This is a genomic window from Sphingomonas sp., from assembly GCF_041661885.1.
Taxonomy (GTDB): domain Bacteria; phylum Pseudomonadota; class Alphaproteobacteria; order Sphingomonadales; family Sphingomonadaceae; genus Sphingomonas.
Map to the genome: position 1 here is coordinate 64,216 of NZ_JBAZTL010000005.1, position 15,047 is coordinate 79,262.

The following is a 15,047-nucleotide window of genomic DNA, read 5'->3' on the forward strand; positions in this document are numbered from 1 at the left end:
GAGGTGGACGCTCGCGCACCAAAGCAAGCGTTGCCAGGTGTCGCGCGGATCGGCAGAGAGGAGGCATTGTTTGGGGGACAGATGAAGAACACCGCCGAAACCTTCCTGGTTGCAATGCTGTTGATCTTTGCGCTGCCGTATCTGGTGTGGCGGGTTGGCCGGACCGAGCACGCAGCGCCGCTGGTGGTGGTGCAGATTATCGGCGGGGTATTGCTGGGGCCGGGGGTGCTGGGTGCGGCGCTGCCGGGCTATTACGGCTATGTGTTCAACCCGCAGGTGATCGGCACGTTGAACGGTATCGCGTGGTGGGCGGTGATGTTGTTCGTCTTCGTCGCCGGGGTGGAACTCGATCTGGGCGAAGCGTGGAAGCGGCGACGCGAGACTGGGTTGACCGCGGGCCTGGCGTTGACGGTGCCGTTGATGTTCGGCGCGGGCGCGGCACTGATCCTGCTGCAATGGCCGGGCTGGATCGGGGCGAGCGGCACGCGCTGGCAAGTCGTGCTTGGCATCGGCATGGCCTGTGCGGTCACGGCCTTGCCGATTCTGGTGTTGTTTCTCGATAAGCTCGAAATTCTGCGCCAGCCCTTTGGCCAGCGGATCCTGCGTTATGCCAGCCTGGACGATATCGCGATCTGGGGCGTACTGGCGCTGATCCTGCTGGATTGGGAGCGCGTCGGGCGGCAGGTCGCCTTTCTCGCGGCTTTTGCGATCGCGGCGGTGCTGATCCGTCGCCTGCTGACCCGGATTGTGGTGCGGGACCGCTGGTATGTCGCGTTGGTCTGGGTTGCCCTGTGCGGTTTTGCGGCGGATTGGTCGGGGCTGCACTTCATGGTCGGTGCCTTTGTGGCGGGGGCGGTGCTCGACAAGGACTGGTTCGGCGAGGCCGAGATGGATGCCTTCCGCAACTTCGTCCTGCTGGCGATGATGCCGGTGTTCTTCCTGAGCACGGGGCTGCGGACCAGTTGGAGTGTGGGCGGCGTGCAAGTCTTCGCCGCCGCTGCGCTGTTGCTGGTCGCCTCGGTCGGGGGGAAACTGGCGGGCGTGCAGCTTGCCGGGCGTACGCTGCGCTGGGGCAAGGGCGAGGCGTCGATCGTCGGCTGGCTTTTGCAGACCAAGGCGCTGATCATGATTATCTTCGCCAACATCCTGCTTGATCGCGCGGTGATCTCGAGCGCGACGTTCACCGCATTGTTGCTGATGGCGGTCGGCAGCACGATGCTGACCGTGCCGATCGTAACGCCGCTACTGCGGCGCTACGCCGGAATTGCCCGCGCCGGATCAGGGTCCTGAACCGGCGCGGACTCAGAGTCTGTTTGGAAATGCGCCATCGCGCATTTCGCGGCACCGGCCCGCTCCCCCACCCGGCCACCCATAGAATACTGCCGTTGGGTGGCCGGGTGGGGGAGCGGGCCGGTGCCGCCTTGAAATTCGCTCTTTCGCGAATTTCCAAACGGTCTCTCAGCCCTCAATCCGAGAAGGGGTCGCGGACCAGGATGGTGTCGTCCCGCTCGGGGCTGGTCGAGACCAGCGCAACCGGGCAGCGGATCAGTTCCTCGACGCGGCGGATGTATTTGATCGCCTGCGCGGGCAAATCGGCCCAGCTTCGCGCGCCCGCCGTGGTCTCCTGCCAGCCGGGCATGGTTTCGTAGATCGGCTCAACCTCGGCCTGGTCGGCGGCGTGCGCAGGGAAATAATCGAGCGTTTCGCCGCGCAGGCGATAGCCGGTGCAGATCTTTACTTCGTCGAAGCCGTCAAGCACGTCGATCTTGGTCAGCGCAATGCCGGTGATGCCGCCGACTGCCGCCGACTGCCGCAGCAACACCGCATCGAGCCAGCCGCAGCGCCGCTTGCGCCCGGTGACGGTGCCGAATTCATGGCCGCGTTCGCCCAGGCGCACCCCGGTTTCGTCCTCCAGCTCGGTCGGGAACGGGCCCGATCCGACACGCGTGGTATAGGCCTTGGCGATGCCGAGCACGAAGCCGACCGCGCTTGGCCCAAGGCCCGAACCGCCCGCCGCCGTGCCCGAAATCGTGTTGGACGAGGTGACGAAGGGATAGGTGCCGTGGTCGACATCGAGCAGCACGCCTTGCGCGCCTTCGAACAGGATACGCTTGCCGTTCGCGCGCGCATCGTTGAGCACGCGCCAGGTCGGCTTGGCGAAGGACAGCACGAAATCGGCGATTTCGCGCAGTTCCTGGACCAACGCATCGCGATCGATCGGCGGCTCGCCAAAACCCGCGCGCAGCGCGTCATGGTGCGCGGTCAGCCGGTCGAGCTGTGCGCCGAGCGAATCGAGGTGCGCCAGATCGCAGACGCGGATCGCACGACGGCCAACCTTGTCCTCATAAGCCGGGCCAATGCCGCGACGCGTCGTGCCGATCTTGCCCGCACCGCTGGCATCTTCGCGCAAGGCATCGAGATCACGGTGGAACGGCAGGATCAGCGGGCAGGTATCGGCGAGCATCAGTGTGTCAGGCGTGATCGTCACGCCCTGGCCGCGCAATTTCTCGACCTCGGCCTTCAGCGCCCACGGGTCGAGCACCACGCCATTGCCGATGACCGAGGGGGTGCCGCGTACGATGCCCGAGGGGAGCAGCGACAGCTTGTAGACGCTTTCGCCGACGACGAGGGTATGGCCGGCATTGTGCCCGCCCTGGAAGCGCACGACGACATCGGCACGCTCGGCCAGCCAGTCGACGATCTTGCCCTTGCCCTCATCGCCCCATTGGGCGCCGATCACTGCTACGTTTCCCACGTGTGTTGCCACCTGCTGTTACATTTTCGGTGCAGCCCTAATGCGCAGGGGACAGGGGGTCCATTGTTATTGCGCCTGCCCGTGGGGCAATGAACCTGGCGAAAGCCCCGATACACCTTGCGACACTTGTTTGCTTGTCGCGAAAAACGCTGCCCGATACCAGCACGTCCGACAGGGAATGACGGTGTCCGGGAGCATTGTTGTGAAAAATCGGGCTTTGATGGTAACGATCGCCGCCGCGCTTACGCTGGCAAGTGCCGCTGACGCGCAGGGGCCGCTGCGCAAGGCGATCATGAAGCGCTGGATCGAGCGTCAGCAGCAACAGCAGCAATCGGGCCCGGCAGGAACCGATATCGCTTACGGTGCGGATCCGCTCCAGCACCTCGATTTCTGGCACGCGACCAGGACCGATGGCGCCGCCCCACTGGTAATTTTCGTGCATGGCGGCGGCTGGGAACGTGGCGACAAAAGCATGGCGCGCGGTTCCGCCAAGGTCAGCCACAGTCTTGAGCGGGGCTATGCCTTTGCCTCGGTTGGCTATCGGCTGGTTCCAGCGGCCACGGTCGAGCAGGAAGCGCAGGATGTGGCCGACGCCATCGCGACTTTGGTGCGACAGGCCCCAACGCTTGGTATTGATCCACGGCGGATCGTGCTGATGGGCCATAGCGCGGGCGCGCATCTCGCAGCGTTGGTTGGGACCGATCCGCGCTATCTCGAACGCGCGCACTTGCGGGCGGATGCGGTAAAGGGCGTGATCCTGCTGGATGGCGCTGCGTATGATGTGCCGCGCCAGATCGCCGAAGGCGGCAGCTTCATGCACGATCGCTATCTGGAGGCCTTTGGCAGCGATCCGGCGCGGCAAAAGGCACTGTCGCCAACATTATATGCGGCAGCGCCCAACGCGCCGAGCTTTCTGATCCTCCATGTCGCGCGCGAGGACGGCACGGCACAGTCCGAAGCGCTCGCGGCGGCACTGCGCAAGGCGGGTACTCCAGCCGAAGTGCGCGGCTTCGAGGGTTCGGGCCTACGCGGGCACGCCGCGATCAACCGCCAATTGGGCGAGAAGGACTATCCCGCCACGCCGGTGGTGGATGCCTATCTCGACCGGCTGTTCAAATAAGCCGGGGTTAGACCGCGCGCGCTTCGCCCTCGCGTAAAACATGCGTACACAATTGCGCTTCGGGCGTGTCCCCCGCCTCCAGCGCGGCGACGGTGACCCAGCCTGCGGCGCGCATCGCGGCGGCCAGCGCCGGATCGGTGCCGAGCGGGACGAACAGGCGACGGCGGTCGACCTCGGCCAGACCTGCCGCAACGATCGCATCGGCATAAAGCGAGAAGCCGACGGCGGATTCCTCGGCGCCGCCTTCGTGCATGATCGTGTAGGTGCCGCCGCGCCCGATTTCGCCGCGCACCCCGCCTGCAAAGATCGAGAAGCCGAGCCAGCTTTGATATTCGAAGCCGTGGCGCTCGGTCGGGTCGAGCGTGAGCGCGACGCGGCCTTGCAGGCCCTCGGCGATCTTCCACAAGGCATCGAGCCGCGAGGTCAGCGCGCCGCCTGCGTCAAACGCGCAGAGCCGGGCGTGCGCGGATTCGAAGGGGCCCGCCGCCTCGATCAGCGGCAGATAGGCGGGCGCGATCGCGGCGACGCCGCCGGCATCCTTGGCGTCGAGCCGGTCGCGCAACGCACCGATCTGCTCGGGCGCGATCGGGAAGGGGCCGCTGGCGAGGACGTCGATCAGATCAGGCAGGGTGAAGTCGATCGAAATGTCGTTGACGCCTGCCGCTTCGAGCGCGGCGACTGCAACCTCCACCACTTCGCGCGCCGCCGCCACGGTATCGAGCCCGATTAGCTCGCAGCCGATCTGGCGCAATTCACGTTCGGGCGCGAGTTGCGAGGCGCGCAGCTTCAGCACGGGTCCGGCATAGGACAGCCGCACCGGGCGCGGGTGGTGGCCCATGCGAGTCGCGGCGATGCGGCCGATCTGCGCGGTCATGTCGGGGCGAATCGCCAGCGTCGCCTGGCTGACCGGATCGACGAAGCGCACCGCATCCTGCGCGCGCGCGGCTTTCAGGCGGCCGGCGAGGCCCGCCTCGAACTCGGCGAGCGCGGGGTCGGCGCGTTCATAGCCATAGGCATAAGCGGCGGCGAGGGCTGCGGCTTCCAGCCGCGCGGCGGCGTCGGCGAAGGGGGGAAGCCGGTCACGAAAACCGGTCGGGAGGAGGGCGGTGGTCATGCTATATCCTTCTCCCTCTCCCCTTTTGGGGGGGAGAGGGTGCCTAACTTCCTTAAAACGCCAAGCCCATCGCGGTCTTCACGCCCGGCAGCGCGCGGACCTGTGCCAACAATTCCGGCGTTACCGCATCGTCGATCGACAGCAGTAGCACCGCCTCACCACCCGCCGAGCGTCGGCCGAGATGGAAGGTGCCGATATTGACCCCCGCCGCGCCGAGCAACGTGCCGAGGCGACCGATGAAGCCCGGCGCATCCTCATTGACGACATACAGCATGTGGCCGACGAGATCTGCCTCGACCTTGATGCCGAACAGCTCGACCACGCGCGGCGCCGCTTCGCCGAACAAAGTGCCGGCGACCGACCGCTCGCCCGCATCGGTTTTGACCGAAACGCGCAGCAGCGTGTGGTAATCGCCCTCGCGCTCGGTACGGACTTCGCGCACCTCGATGCCGCGTTCCTTGGCGAGCAGGGGGGCGTTGACCATGTTGACCGTGTCGGTCTGCGTGCGCAGGAACCCGGCCAGCACCGCCGCAACGATCGGCTTTTGGTTGAGCTCGGCGGCGGCACCTTCGCTATGGACCGAAATGCGCGCGATCGATCCGGTGGTGAGCTGGCCGACAAGCGAGCCGAGCTTTTCGGCCAGCGCCATATACGGCTTCAGGCGCGGGGCCTCTTCGGCGGACAGGCTCGGCACGTTGAGCGCGTTGGTGATGCCGCCCGACATCAGATAATCCGACATCTGCTCGGCGACCTGGATCGCGACATTGACTTGTGCCTCATCGGTCGAGGCGCCGAGATGCGGGGTCGAGACGAAGTTGGGCGTGCCGAACAGGGGCGAATCCTTCGCTGGCTCCTGCACGAACACGTCGAGCGCGGCACCGCCGATATGGCCCGAATCGAGCCCGGCCTTGAGCGCGGCCTCATCGATCAGGCCGCCGCGTGCGCAATTGATAATACGCACGCCCTTCTTCGTCTTGGCGAGGTTTTCCGCCGAGAGAATATTGCGCGTCTGGTCGGTGAGCGGGGTGTGCAGCGTGATGAAGTCGGCACGCGCCAGCAGGTCGTCAAGCTCGACCTTCTCGACGCCGAGTTCGACCGCGCGTTCGGGGCTGAGGAAGGGATCATAGGCGATCACCTTCATACGCAGGCCAAGCGCACGGTCGGCGACGATGCCGCCGATATTGCCCGCGCCAATCAGACCGAGCGTCTTGGCGGTGAGCTCCACCCCCATGAAGCGGTTCTTTTCCCACTTGCCGGCCTGGGTTGAAGCGTCGGCCTCGGGCAATTGGCGCGCGAGCGCGAACATGAGCGCGATGGCGTGTTCGGCGGTGGTGATCGAATTGCCGAACGGCGTGTTCATCACGACCACGCCTTGCGCGCTGGCCGAGGGGATATCGACATTGTCGACGCCGATGCCGGCGCGACCGATAACCTTGAGGTTGGTCGCTGCGGCGAGGATCGCCTTGGTCACCTTGGTCGAGCTGCGAATCGCCAAGCCATCATAGTCGCCGATAATTGCGATCAGCTCTTCCGGCGTCTTGCCGGTGATTTCATCGACCTCGACGCCGCGTTCGCGGAAGATTTGGGCGGCTTTGGGGTCCATTTTGTCGGAAATGAGGACTTTAGGCATGGGAACTTCCTTCGATTTCGCGTCCGTCATTCCAACCAGCGTCATCCCCGCGCAGGCGGGGATCCATACGGGCTGGCGTTGCGGATCGGGTACGGACGTCGGGATTGTGGATTCCCGCCTTCGCGGGAAGGATGGAGACTAGTTTTTCAGGCTCGCATAGGCCCAGTCGAGCCACGGCCCGAGCGCGACGATGTCGGCGGTGTCGACGGTTGCGCCGCACCAGATGCGCAGGCCCGCCGGAGCATCGCGATACCCGGCAATGTCATAGGCGGCGTGCTCCTTTTCGAGCAGACCGGCGAAGGCCTTGATGAAGGCTTCGTCGGCACCCTCGACCGTCAGGCAGACGCTGGTCTTCGAGCGTGAGGCCGGGTCGGTTGCGAGATGCCCAAGCCACGGGCGGTCCGCAACGATCTGGTCGAGGGCTGCGGCATTGGCGTCGCTGCGCGCGATCAGTCCGTCCGCGCCGCCGACGCTCTTGGCCCATTCGAGTGCCGCGATGGCGTCCTCGACCGCGAGCATCGAGGGCGTATTGATCGTCTCGCCCTTGAACACGCCTTCGGTGAGCTTGCCCTTGGAAACCAGGCGGAACACCTTGGGCAGCGGCCAGGCGGGGGTGTAGCTTTCGAGCCGTTCGACCGCGCGCGGCCCCAGGATCAACACGCCGTGCGCGCCTTCGCCGCCCAGCACTTTCTGCCAGGAGAAGGTGGCGACGTCGATCTTCGCCCAATCAATGTCATAGGCGAACACCGCGCTGGTCGCGTCGGCGAAGGAGAGGCCTTCGCGCGTCTCGGGGATCCAGTCGGCATTCGGCACGCGCACGCCCGAAGTGGTGCCGTTCCAGGTGAACAGCACGTCGTTCGACCAATCGACCGCGTTCAAATCGGGCAATTGGCCGTAATCGGCGCGCAGGACGGTGGGATCGATCTTGAGCTGCTTGACCGCGTCGGTGACCCAGCCTTCACCGAAGCTTTCCCAGGCGAGCGCGGTGACGGGCTTGGCGCCCAGCATCGTCCACATCGCCATTTCGTACGCACCGGTGTCGGAGCCGGGGACGATCCCGATGCGGTGCGTGTCGGGGAGCTTCAACAGCTCGCGCATCAGATCGATCGAATATTGCAGCCGCGCCTTGCCGATCTTCGAGCGGTGCGAGCGCCCCAACGATTCGGTGGCAAGATTGGCGGGGGTCCAGCCTGGCGGCTTGGCGCACGGGCCCGAGGAAAAATACGGGCGTGCAGGCAAATGCGCGGGACGCGCAGGAAGGTCAGTCATGTAGTCTCTCCTCACAGAGAGCACGCGCGGCGTTGGGACCGCGTGGCCCATCGACCGCCCTAGAGAGTTTCGCCCGGCGGTCAACCGGTTTGCGCGTGATCTGCTCGCCATGCCGGCCACCACGCCATTGCGTGCGCTATCCCGCAAGCGGAGCATTTGCGCTATAAGGGCATGGTGAAACGCGCGGTATTCCTCCTTCCGCTCCTGCTTTCCGCCTGCATGTTCGGGGGCGGGCAGGACCGACGCCCCCCGCCGCGCCCGCGCGGGGCGAAGCCGGTGACGCTCGCGCTGCCGACCAATCGCGAAACGCAGGCTTGCTACGCCGATCTTTCCCGCGAGGATGTGCGCTTTTCGCCATTGCCCGATCATGATTATGGCGGCGGATGTCGGTTGATCGGGACGTTGCAACTGATCGACATCGGCGTGCCGGTCACCAATTTGAAGGCGATGCGCTGCGGGCTGGCGCGGGGCTTTACCGCGTGGGTCGATTATGCCGTTGCCCCCGCCGCGCGGCAAATGCTGGGCAGCGATGTCGTGCGGATCGAAAGCATGGGCAGTTACGCTTGCCGCGCGGTGATTGGCGCACCCGGGGCCGCCGGGCGGCTGTCGGGCCATGCGACCGCCAATGCCGTTGATGTGTCGGGTTTCATCCTGAAGGACGGGCGGCGCATCACGATCCAGCAAAACTGGAACGGCGGCGACCCGCAAGCGCGCGCTTTCCTGCGCACGATCCGTGCATCGGCGTGCAAGCGTTTCGGCACGGTGTTGAGCCCGGATTACAATGCCGCGCATTACAACCACCTGCACTTTGAAGACGATCATGCGGGTTTTTGCCGCTAGGCTTCAAATTTGCGGCGTGGTGGCTTAGGAGCGGTGGATGAACGACACACCGCAAAACCGCCCCCCGCATCACGACACCCCTTCGCAAGACACGCATGTCCCGTCGCGCGTGTTCGCCCCGGCACGGCAGGATGCCGAGACCGCAAAAACCGGCGTCAGCACGCCGCAAACCGAAAATCCGTCCTATCGCCTGGCCTTTCAGGACATGGATTTCCTGCTGCGCGAGGATTTGCGGCCGGTTCGCTTCCAGCTCGAATTGCTGAAGCCGCAACTGATCCTGGACGAAGCCAATATCGGCTCGACCTTCGTGATGTACGGATCGGCGCGTATCCCCGAACCCGCCAAGGCGCAGGCACTGCTTGACCGTGCCGAGGGCGAGACCGCGATCCGCATCGCGCAGAGCCTGGTCGAGAAATCGAAATACTACACCGTCGCTTATGAACTGGCGCAGCTCGTCAGCGCATTCCCGGAGGATGAGGAAGGCAAGCGGCAGTTCGTGGTGTGTTCGGGCGGTGGCCCGTCGATCATGGAGGCGGCGAATCGCGGTGCGGCGGAGGCAGGGTATGATTCGGTCGGGCTCAACATCGTGTTGCCGCACGAGCAGGCGCCCAATCCTTACGTTACGCCGTCGCTTTCGATGCAGTTCCACTATTTCGCGCTGCGGAAGATGCACTTCTTGCTGCACGCGCGCGCGCTGGCGGCGTTTCCCGGCGGCTTTGGCACCTTTGACGAACTGTTCGAGCTGCTGACGCTGATCCAGACCGGCAAAATTGCCCCGATTCCGGTGCTGCTTTATGGCCGCAAATTCTGGGACCGCGTGGTCAATTTCGAGGCACTGGTCGAGGAAGGCGTGGTCTCGGCCAAGGACCTGAACATCTTCACCTTCGTCGAAACCGCCGAAGAAGGCTGGGCGGTGGTGAAGGCGTTTTACCGCGACAAGGATTGAGGCGACATCCCCATCGCGGCTGCGATGGGGATGCGTCGGGCCTTATTGTTCAGTGGCCGTATTGGCCGCGGCAGGATCGGTCGCGTTGTCGGCTTCCGGCGCGGGAGCGGCAGCGGGTGCTGCCGCCGGAAGCGGCATGTTGGAGCCTTGCGCGTTGAGATACAGGATCACGTCGGCGCGATCCTTGGCGTTGGTCAGTCCGGCAAAGGTCATCTTGGTGCCCGCTGCGTAAGCGCGCGGGCTGGTGAGCCACTTGTTGAGCTCCTCAAAATCCCATTTCTTGCCGGTACTCGCAGTCTTCAGCGCGTCCGAGAAAGCGTAACCCCCCTTGCCCTGGGCGATCGCCTCACCCACGGTCGCCCACAAATTGGGGCCGATGCCATTGGCACCGCCTTGCGCGACGGTGTGACAGGCCGAGCATTTCTTGAACACTTCCGCGCCGTGCGAGGCATCGGCCACGGCCATCATTTCCCCAATCGGCTTGTCGGCTGCGGCTGCCCCTGCGCCCTCTTCGGCACCGCCCTCGATCGGATAACCGGCCTTTTCGGCCTTGATCGGGTGAACGATCATATTGCCGGCAATGCCCAGCGCGAGCGCCACGCCCATCGAGCCCAAAACCCAGCCAGCGATTGTATTGGTCCGGTTGCTCATGTCTCGTCCTGTACCTTCTGCCGCGGGGCGGCCCCTGTTAGAGCCACGAAGTACCTCAACCCATAGATTCGCGCGGCGTGCATCGCAAGCGCCGTTGGTGGATGGCACTGCCGATGGCTTGCAGCGGGGCTGCGGGCGCAGTACCGCCCGGCCCGCATGGAAAGCTTTCCCGAACCCGCGCGCGCGCTCGTTGCCGAGATGACCGCCGCCGCCGCTGCCGATCCCGCCCGCGCCGTTGCCTTTCAGGGCGCGCCCGGCGCCAATTCGCACATCGCCGCTCGTGAGGCGTTTCCACAGGGGCTGCCGCTACCGTGCTTCGATTTTGCCGATGCGATCGACGCAGTGCGCGATTTCCGCGCCGATTGCGCGATCATCCCGATCGAAAATTCGCTGCATGGCCGGGTTGCCGACATGCACTTTCTGCTGCCCGAATCGGGGCTGGTCATCACCGGCGAACACTTTCTCGGCATTCGCTATGCCTTGATGGGCAGCGGACCCTTGTCGGGTGTGCGCGAGGCGATGAGCCATCCGCAGGCGCTGGGGCAATGCCGGTTGTGGCTGCGCGACCAAGGCATCGCACCGGTGGCGTATCCCGATACCGCAGGGGCGGCGGCGCTGGTCGCGGAGCGCGACGATCCGACATTGGCCGCGCTTGCCCCGCCGGGCGCGGCGGCGCTGTACGGGTTGGACACCCTGGCCAGCGACATTGCGGACGCCGAACATAACACCACGCGCTTCGTGGTGCTGGCGCGCGAAGGGCAGGAGCCGGTCGGCGAGGGGCCGTGGATGACGACGTTGATCTTTGAGGTAAACAACGTGCCCGCCGCGCTTTACAAGGCGATGGGCGGCTTCGCCACCAACGGCGTCAACATGACCAAGCTGGAAAGCTATCAGCGCGGCGGCAGTTTCGCCGCGACCGAATTTTATGCCGATGTCGATGGCCGCCCGAGCGACCCCGGCCTTGGCCGGGCGCTGGCCGAACTGGCCTTCCATTCAAAATGGGTGCGCGTGCTCGGCACCTATCGTCAGGCGCGCGCGCGGGGGTAAAGCGGGGGCGCGGACAATGTGCTTGCGTCGTCCCCAAGGGACGACCGTACAAGCTGGCGCATGACCCGAATCAAGCGCTTGGCGCGCAGGTCTTCACCCCCGATCAGCAACGACACCTGGCCCAAGTCGCGCCGAGCACCAAGGGGGGATGGCGACTCGCGACGATGTATGTCACATTGAACGTAAGGAGAACAAAAATGAGAGTTTTCGCTTATGTCCTGCTCGCGGCGGCCATGCTGCTGGGTTACATTGGCCCTATCATGTTTGGCGTCGCGGTTGCGCCCGTAATGGGCCAGATGTCGGTCGCTTTCCCGCAAATGGGTGCTTGGTGGCCGATCGTTTTTGGGGTTTTGGCGGCAATTGCTGCTGTGACCCCGATACTCTGTGCGGAGCGCAATGGCTGGCTGAGGCTGTAATTCTCTTCCGCACATGGCGTGCGGCGGGTTGGGCGGTTATCCGGCCGCCCACGCCGTTAACAGCGTGTGCGCGATGGCATAGGGCGGAGGTGGCAGGAATGGCCCCGACTCGCCCGCCAGCACCGCGCGCACCACGTCGCGTGGAACCCAGATCGCATCTTCCAGCTCGTGCGTGTCGAGCGTAATTGCATCGTCATCGGCCATGCCGACGCACGCGACCATCAGCGAGGAGGGGAATGGCCAGGGCTGGCTGGCGATATACCGCACGTCGCGCACGCGCACGCCCGCTTCCTCGGCGATTTCGCGCACCACCGCTTCCTCGATCGATTCACCGGGTTCGAGGAACCCCGCCAGCGCCGAATAGCGACCGGGCGGGAAGGCGGGTTGGCGACCGAGCAAGGCGCGCCCGTCATGCTCGGCGATCATGATGACAACCGGATCGACGCGCGGGAAATGTTCGGCATGGCAATTGGGGCAGTTCCGCCCCCAACCGGCGCGGAACATCGCGGTCTGATGCCCGCAATTGGCGCAGAATTGATGACGGCTGTGCCAGTCGAGCACGCTGCGCGCGGCGGCATAAGTGGCGGCCTCACCCGGCGCAAACTGGTCGAGCAGACCAAACAGCCGCGCCGACCGACCTTTGGGTGCACGCATCCCCGGCGTGTAGGCGGCGAAATGCGGACGGCCATTGTCCAGGCCCAGCAGCACCAGCTCGGCATGATCGGGCGCATCGGCCAGCGTTGCCCAGCCGAGCATTCCCATATCATCGAGCTCAGGCTCGAAATTTTCGAGCTTGAGCAAACGCGCGCGCCAGTCGCTTTTGGCAGCGGCCAGCGCGGCTTCGTCGTGGCGCAGTGCATCGGCGCGGTCGAGCAAGCCGCCGGTAAAGCCGGGTGTCAGCATCGCCGCCGCCTTCACTTGCGTGGCAGCACCGGGGCGAAATCGGCATAGACCGCCTTGGTCGAATCGGCGCGCAACGGCCAGCGGTCGCCCGGCAAATAATTGACCATGATCGTCGCGCGGACCTTGTTGACCGGATCGACCCAGGCAATCGTGCCCGCGGCACCGCCCCAGCCATAGGTGCCCTTGGCTGGCCCGCCGGGGGTGTCGTGCAGCGTGACCGAGCCGCCCGCGCCAAAACCTTGCGGGTCGGTGGTGCCGCCGGTCGCCGCGACCGCGCCCGGATAGACGACGCCACTTGGCAACAGGTTCGACATGGCGAGCTTGACCGTCGCGGTTTTCAGGATGCGCACCCCGTCCAGCGTTCCGCCATTTTGGAGCATGTGCAGGAAGCGGTCGTAATCATAAGCCGAGGTGACGAGCCCGGCACCGCCATAAGGGAAGCTTGGTGCCTTGAGATAGACCGAAGTCGCGCCCGGATCGATCGGCACGCGGCCATTGGGGGTAAGGAAATAGCCGGTGGCGAGACGGCGCGCCTCCGAGCCCGGCACGGTGAACCAGGTCGAGCGCATTTTCAGCGGCGTGAAGATGCGCGTCTGCAGGAAGCGGTCGAACGGCTGATGCGACGCAACCTCGATCACGCGGCCCATCACGTCGAGCCCGATCGAATAGCTCCATTTGCTGCCCGGCTCGGCGATCAGCGGAAGTGTCGCGACCTTGTTGGCGAAGGCTTCCAGTGTCGCCGGGCGCTTGAGCCGCATCTGCGCCTCGGTCTTGGCGTCGGAGGTGAAGGGGGTGATGCCGGCATCTTCATAGGCCTTGAGCAACGGCCCCTTGGTGATGATGGTATAGCCAAGCCCGGCGGTGTGCGTCAGCAGGTTGCGGATCGTAATCGGGCGCGTGGCGGCGCGCGTTTCGAGCGAATCCGGGCTGACCTGCACGCGCATGGTCTTGAAGGCGGGGATGAAGTCGCTGACCGGCTGGTCGAGCCGAATCTTGCCCTCTTCGATCAGCATCATCGCGGCCATCGCGGTGATCGGCTTGGTCATCGAATAGACGCGCCACAGGCTGTCCTTGTCGGCCAGTGCGGCACCGGGTTCATCCCCGATACGGCCCGCCGCGACAACCGCGCTGGGGGCCTCGCCGCGACCGATGACGCCGACCACGCCGGGCAGCTTGTTGGCGGTGACATAGCCTGAAAACACCGCCTGCGTCTTGGGCAGGCTTGGGGTCGTGCGCGTTGCGACGGGGGCTTGCACGACGTGCCGCGCGACGGCGGTTCCGGTCACCACGACGAGCAAGGCGCCCGCTGCCATCTTGAACCGCGTCGCTACCATCGTGCCCTCCTGATTGCCGTTGCCGCCTTGGCGAAGACCGTGGGCAGGCCCGCCGAGTCTATCTCGGTCACGCTCCACCATTCACCGATTGGCCCATGCCCATCCACGCGCGCAACCGCAAGCGCCAGTTCCAGGCGGAAGTGCGTGAAGGTGTGCGATACCGTATCGGGCAACACCCGCCAGGCAGCGCTGAACGGTGGATCGGCGAGCGCAGGTGGCGTGTCCGCCCACGGTCCGGTGGGCAGTGCGCGCATCCCGCCCAGCAGCCCGCGTGGCGGGCGGCGGACCAGCAGCACGCGGCCATGCTGTTCCGCCCAGAAGATCGTGCCGTGGCGTTGTGGCTTGGCGGCTTTGGCGAGCTTGACCGGATAACCCTCGGGAGTCCCCGTACGATGGGCGACGCACTCTTTGGCCAGGGGACAGGCGAGGCAGCGCGGTGCGCGCGGGGTGCAGACTGCCGAGCCCAGATCCATCATCGCCTGCGCGAAATCGCCCGCGCGGGTGTCGGGGGTGATGCGATCGGTCGCTTCGCGCAAATCGGGCATCGCGCCGGGCAAAGGGCGTTCGATCGCAAACAGCCGGGCGACGACGCGCGCGACATTGGCATCGACCACGACCGCGCGCGCGCCAAAGGCGATCGCGGCGATTGCGGCGGCGGTATAGGCCCCCACGCCGGGGAGCGCGCGCAGTCCCGCTTCGGTGTCGGGAAAGCCACCGCGCGCCGCCACGGCGCGGGCGCAGGCGTGCAAGTTGCGGGCGCGGGCATAATAACCAAGCCCCGCCCACGCCGCCATCAGATCGGCCTCGGGCGCGGCGGCAAGCGCCTCCACCGAAGGCCAGCGCGCGACGAACGCGGCGAATCGCGGGCGCACCGCCGCCACTGTGGTCTGTTGCAGCATGATTTCGGATAGCCACACGCGGTATGGATCGGGCGCATTGCTGCCGGGCGCGGCGCGCCACGGCAAATCGCGGGCATGGGCATCATACCAGGCGAGCAATTGGGCGGCGATGGTGGAAGGACG

At 65.6% G+C, this 15,047-nt stretch carries 14 protein-coding genes; 6 read left to right on the forward strand and 8 right to left on the reverse strand.

Annotated elements, in window-relative coordinates; translation table 11 throughout:
- Nucleotides 1-81: 81 nt before the first annotated feature.
- Nucleotides 82-1,290, forward strand: coding sequence for a cation:proton antiporter (locus WC704_RS10905; RefSeq protein ID WP_372889949.1), 1,209 nt, complete (start codon nucleotides 82-84; stop codon nucleotides 1,288-1,290).
- A gap of 175 nt (nucleotides 1,291-1,465) precedes the next feature.
- Here WC704_RS10905 and WC704_RS10910 read toward each other — a convergent pair whose 3' ends face one another.
- A complete protein-coding gene (locus WC704_RS10910; protein WP_372889950.1) occupies nucleotides 1,466-2,755 on the reverse strand; it encodes an adenylosuccinate synthase in 1,290 nt (429 codons plus the stop codon).
- Between the two features lie 292 nt (nucleotides 2,756-3,047).
- Here WC704_RS10910 and WC704_RS10915 point away from each other — a divergent pair, with 292 nt between their 5' ends.
- Entirely contained in the window at nucleotides 3,048-3,875 is an 828-nt protein-coding gene (locus WC704_RS10915) for an alpha/beta hydrolase (protein ID WP_372890212.1), read from the forward strand.
- 7 nt (nucleotides 3,876-3,882) lie between these two features.
- On the opposite strand, the gene WC704_RS10920 is transcribed toward WC704_RS10915, so the two are convergent.
- From WC704_RS10920 to WC704_RS10930, 3 genes are all read right to left on the reverse strand, one after another.
- On the reverse strand, nucleotides 3,883-4,989 hold the full coding sequence (locus tag WC704_RS10920; RefSeq protein ID WP_372889951.1) for an ATP phosphoribosyltransferase regulatory subunit: 1,107 nt from the start codon (nucleotides 4,987-4,989) through the stop codon (nucleotides 3,883-3,885).
- 52 nt (nucleotides 4,990-5,041) lie between these two features.
- Complete coding sequence (serA, locus tag WC704_RS10925; protein ID WP_372889952.1) at nucleotides 5,042-6,619, reverse strand: phosphoglycerate dehydrogenase; 1,578 nt, start codon at nucleotides 6,617-6,619, stop codon at nucleotides 5,042-5,044.
- A gap of 138 nt (nucleotides 6,620-6,757) precedes the next feature.
- The gene (locus WC704_RS10930) at nucleotides 6,758-7,888 is read right to left on the reverse strand and encodes a phosphoserine transaminase (protein ID WP_372889953.1); all 1,131 of its coding nucleotides are present in this window, start codon (nucleotides 7,886-7,888) and stop codon (nucleotides 6,758-6,760) included.
- 171 nt (nucleotides 7,889-8,059) lie between these two features.
- Here WC704_RS10930 and WC704_RS10935 point away from each other — a divergent pair, with 171 nt between their 5' ends.
- Nucleotides 8,060-8,728, forward strand: a complete 669-nt coding sequence (locus tag WC704_RS10935) for an extensin family protein (protein ID WP_372890215.1) — start codon at nucleotides 8,060-8,062, stop codon at nucleotides 8,726-8,728.
- A 37-nt stretch (nucleotides 8,729-8,765) separates the two neighbouring features.
- Nucleotides 8,766-9,674 carry an LOG family protein gene (locus WC704_RS10940; protein WP_372889954.1) on the forward strand — a complete coding sequence of 303 codons (909 nt, stop codon included), beginning with the start codon at nucleotides 8,766-8,768 and terminating at the stop codon, nucleotides 9,672-9,674.
- Between the two features lie 42 nt (nucleotides 9,675-9,716).
- Here the strand turns inward: WC704_RS10940 and WC704_RS10945 are convergent, their stop codons facing one another.
- Entirely contained in the window at nucleotides 9,717-10,325 is a 609-nt protein-coding gene (locus WC704_RS10945; RefSeq protein WP_372889955.1) for a cytochrome c family protein, read from the reverse strand.
- Nucleotides 10,326-10,481: 156 nt separating this feature from the next.
- On the opposite strand from WC704_RS10945, the gene WC704_RS10950 reads away from it, so the two are divergent.
- Both WC704_RS10950 and WC704_RS10955 read left to right on the forward strand, forming a co-directional pair.
- On the forward strand, nucleotides 10,482-11,372 hold the full coding sequence (locus WC704_RS10950) for a prephenate dehydratase (protein WP_372889956.1): 891 nt from the start codon (nucleotides 10,482-10,484) through the stop codon (nucleotides 11,370-11,372).
- A 197-nt stretch (nucleotides 11,373-11,569) separates the two neighbouring features.
- The gene (locus WC704_RS10955; protein WP_372889957.1) at nucleotides 11,570-11,788 is read left to right on the forward strand and encodes a hypothetical protein; all 219 of its coding nucleotides are present in this window, start codon (nucleotides 11,570-11,572) and stop codon (nucleotides 11,786-11,788) included.
- Nucleotides 11,789-11,824: 36 nt separating this feature from the next.
- Here WC704_RS10955 and nudC read toward each other — a convergent pair whose 3' ends face one another.
- The 3 genes from nudC to WC704_RS10970 are packed head-to-tail and all read right to left on the reverse strand — an operon-like array spanning nucleotide 11,825 to nucleotide 15,023.
- Entirely contained in the window at nucleotides 11,825-12,691 is an 867-nt protein-coding gene (gene nudC, locus WC704_RS10960; protein ID WP_372889958.1) for an NAD(+) diphosphatase, read from the reverse strand.
- Between the two features lie 11 nt (nucleotides 12,692-12,702).
- Nucleotides 12,703-14,025, reverse strand: a complete 1,323-nt coding sequence (locus WC704_RS10965; protein WP_372889959.1) for a serine hydrolase domain-containing protein — start codon at nucleotides 14,023-14,025, stop codon at nucleotides 12,703-12,705.
- On the reverse strand, nucleotides 14,019-15,023 hold the full coding sequence (locus tag WC704_RS10970) for an A/G-specific adenine glycosylase (protein WP_372890217.1): 1,005 nt from the start codon (nucleotides 15,021-15,023) through the stop codon (nucleotides 14,019-14,021). Before WC704_RS10970 ends, WC704_RS10965 begins: the two co-directional genes overlap by 7 nt.
- Nucleotides 15,024-15,047: the final 24 nt, after the last annotated feature.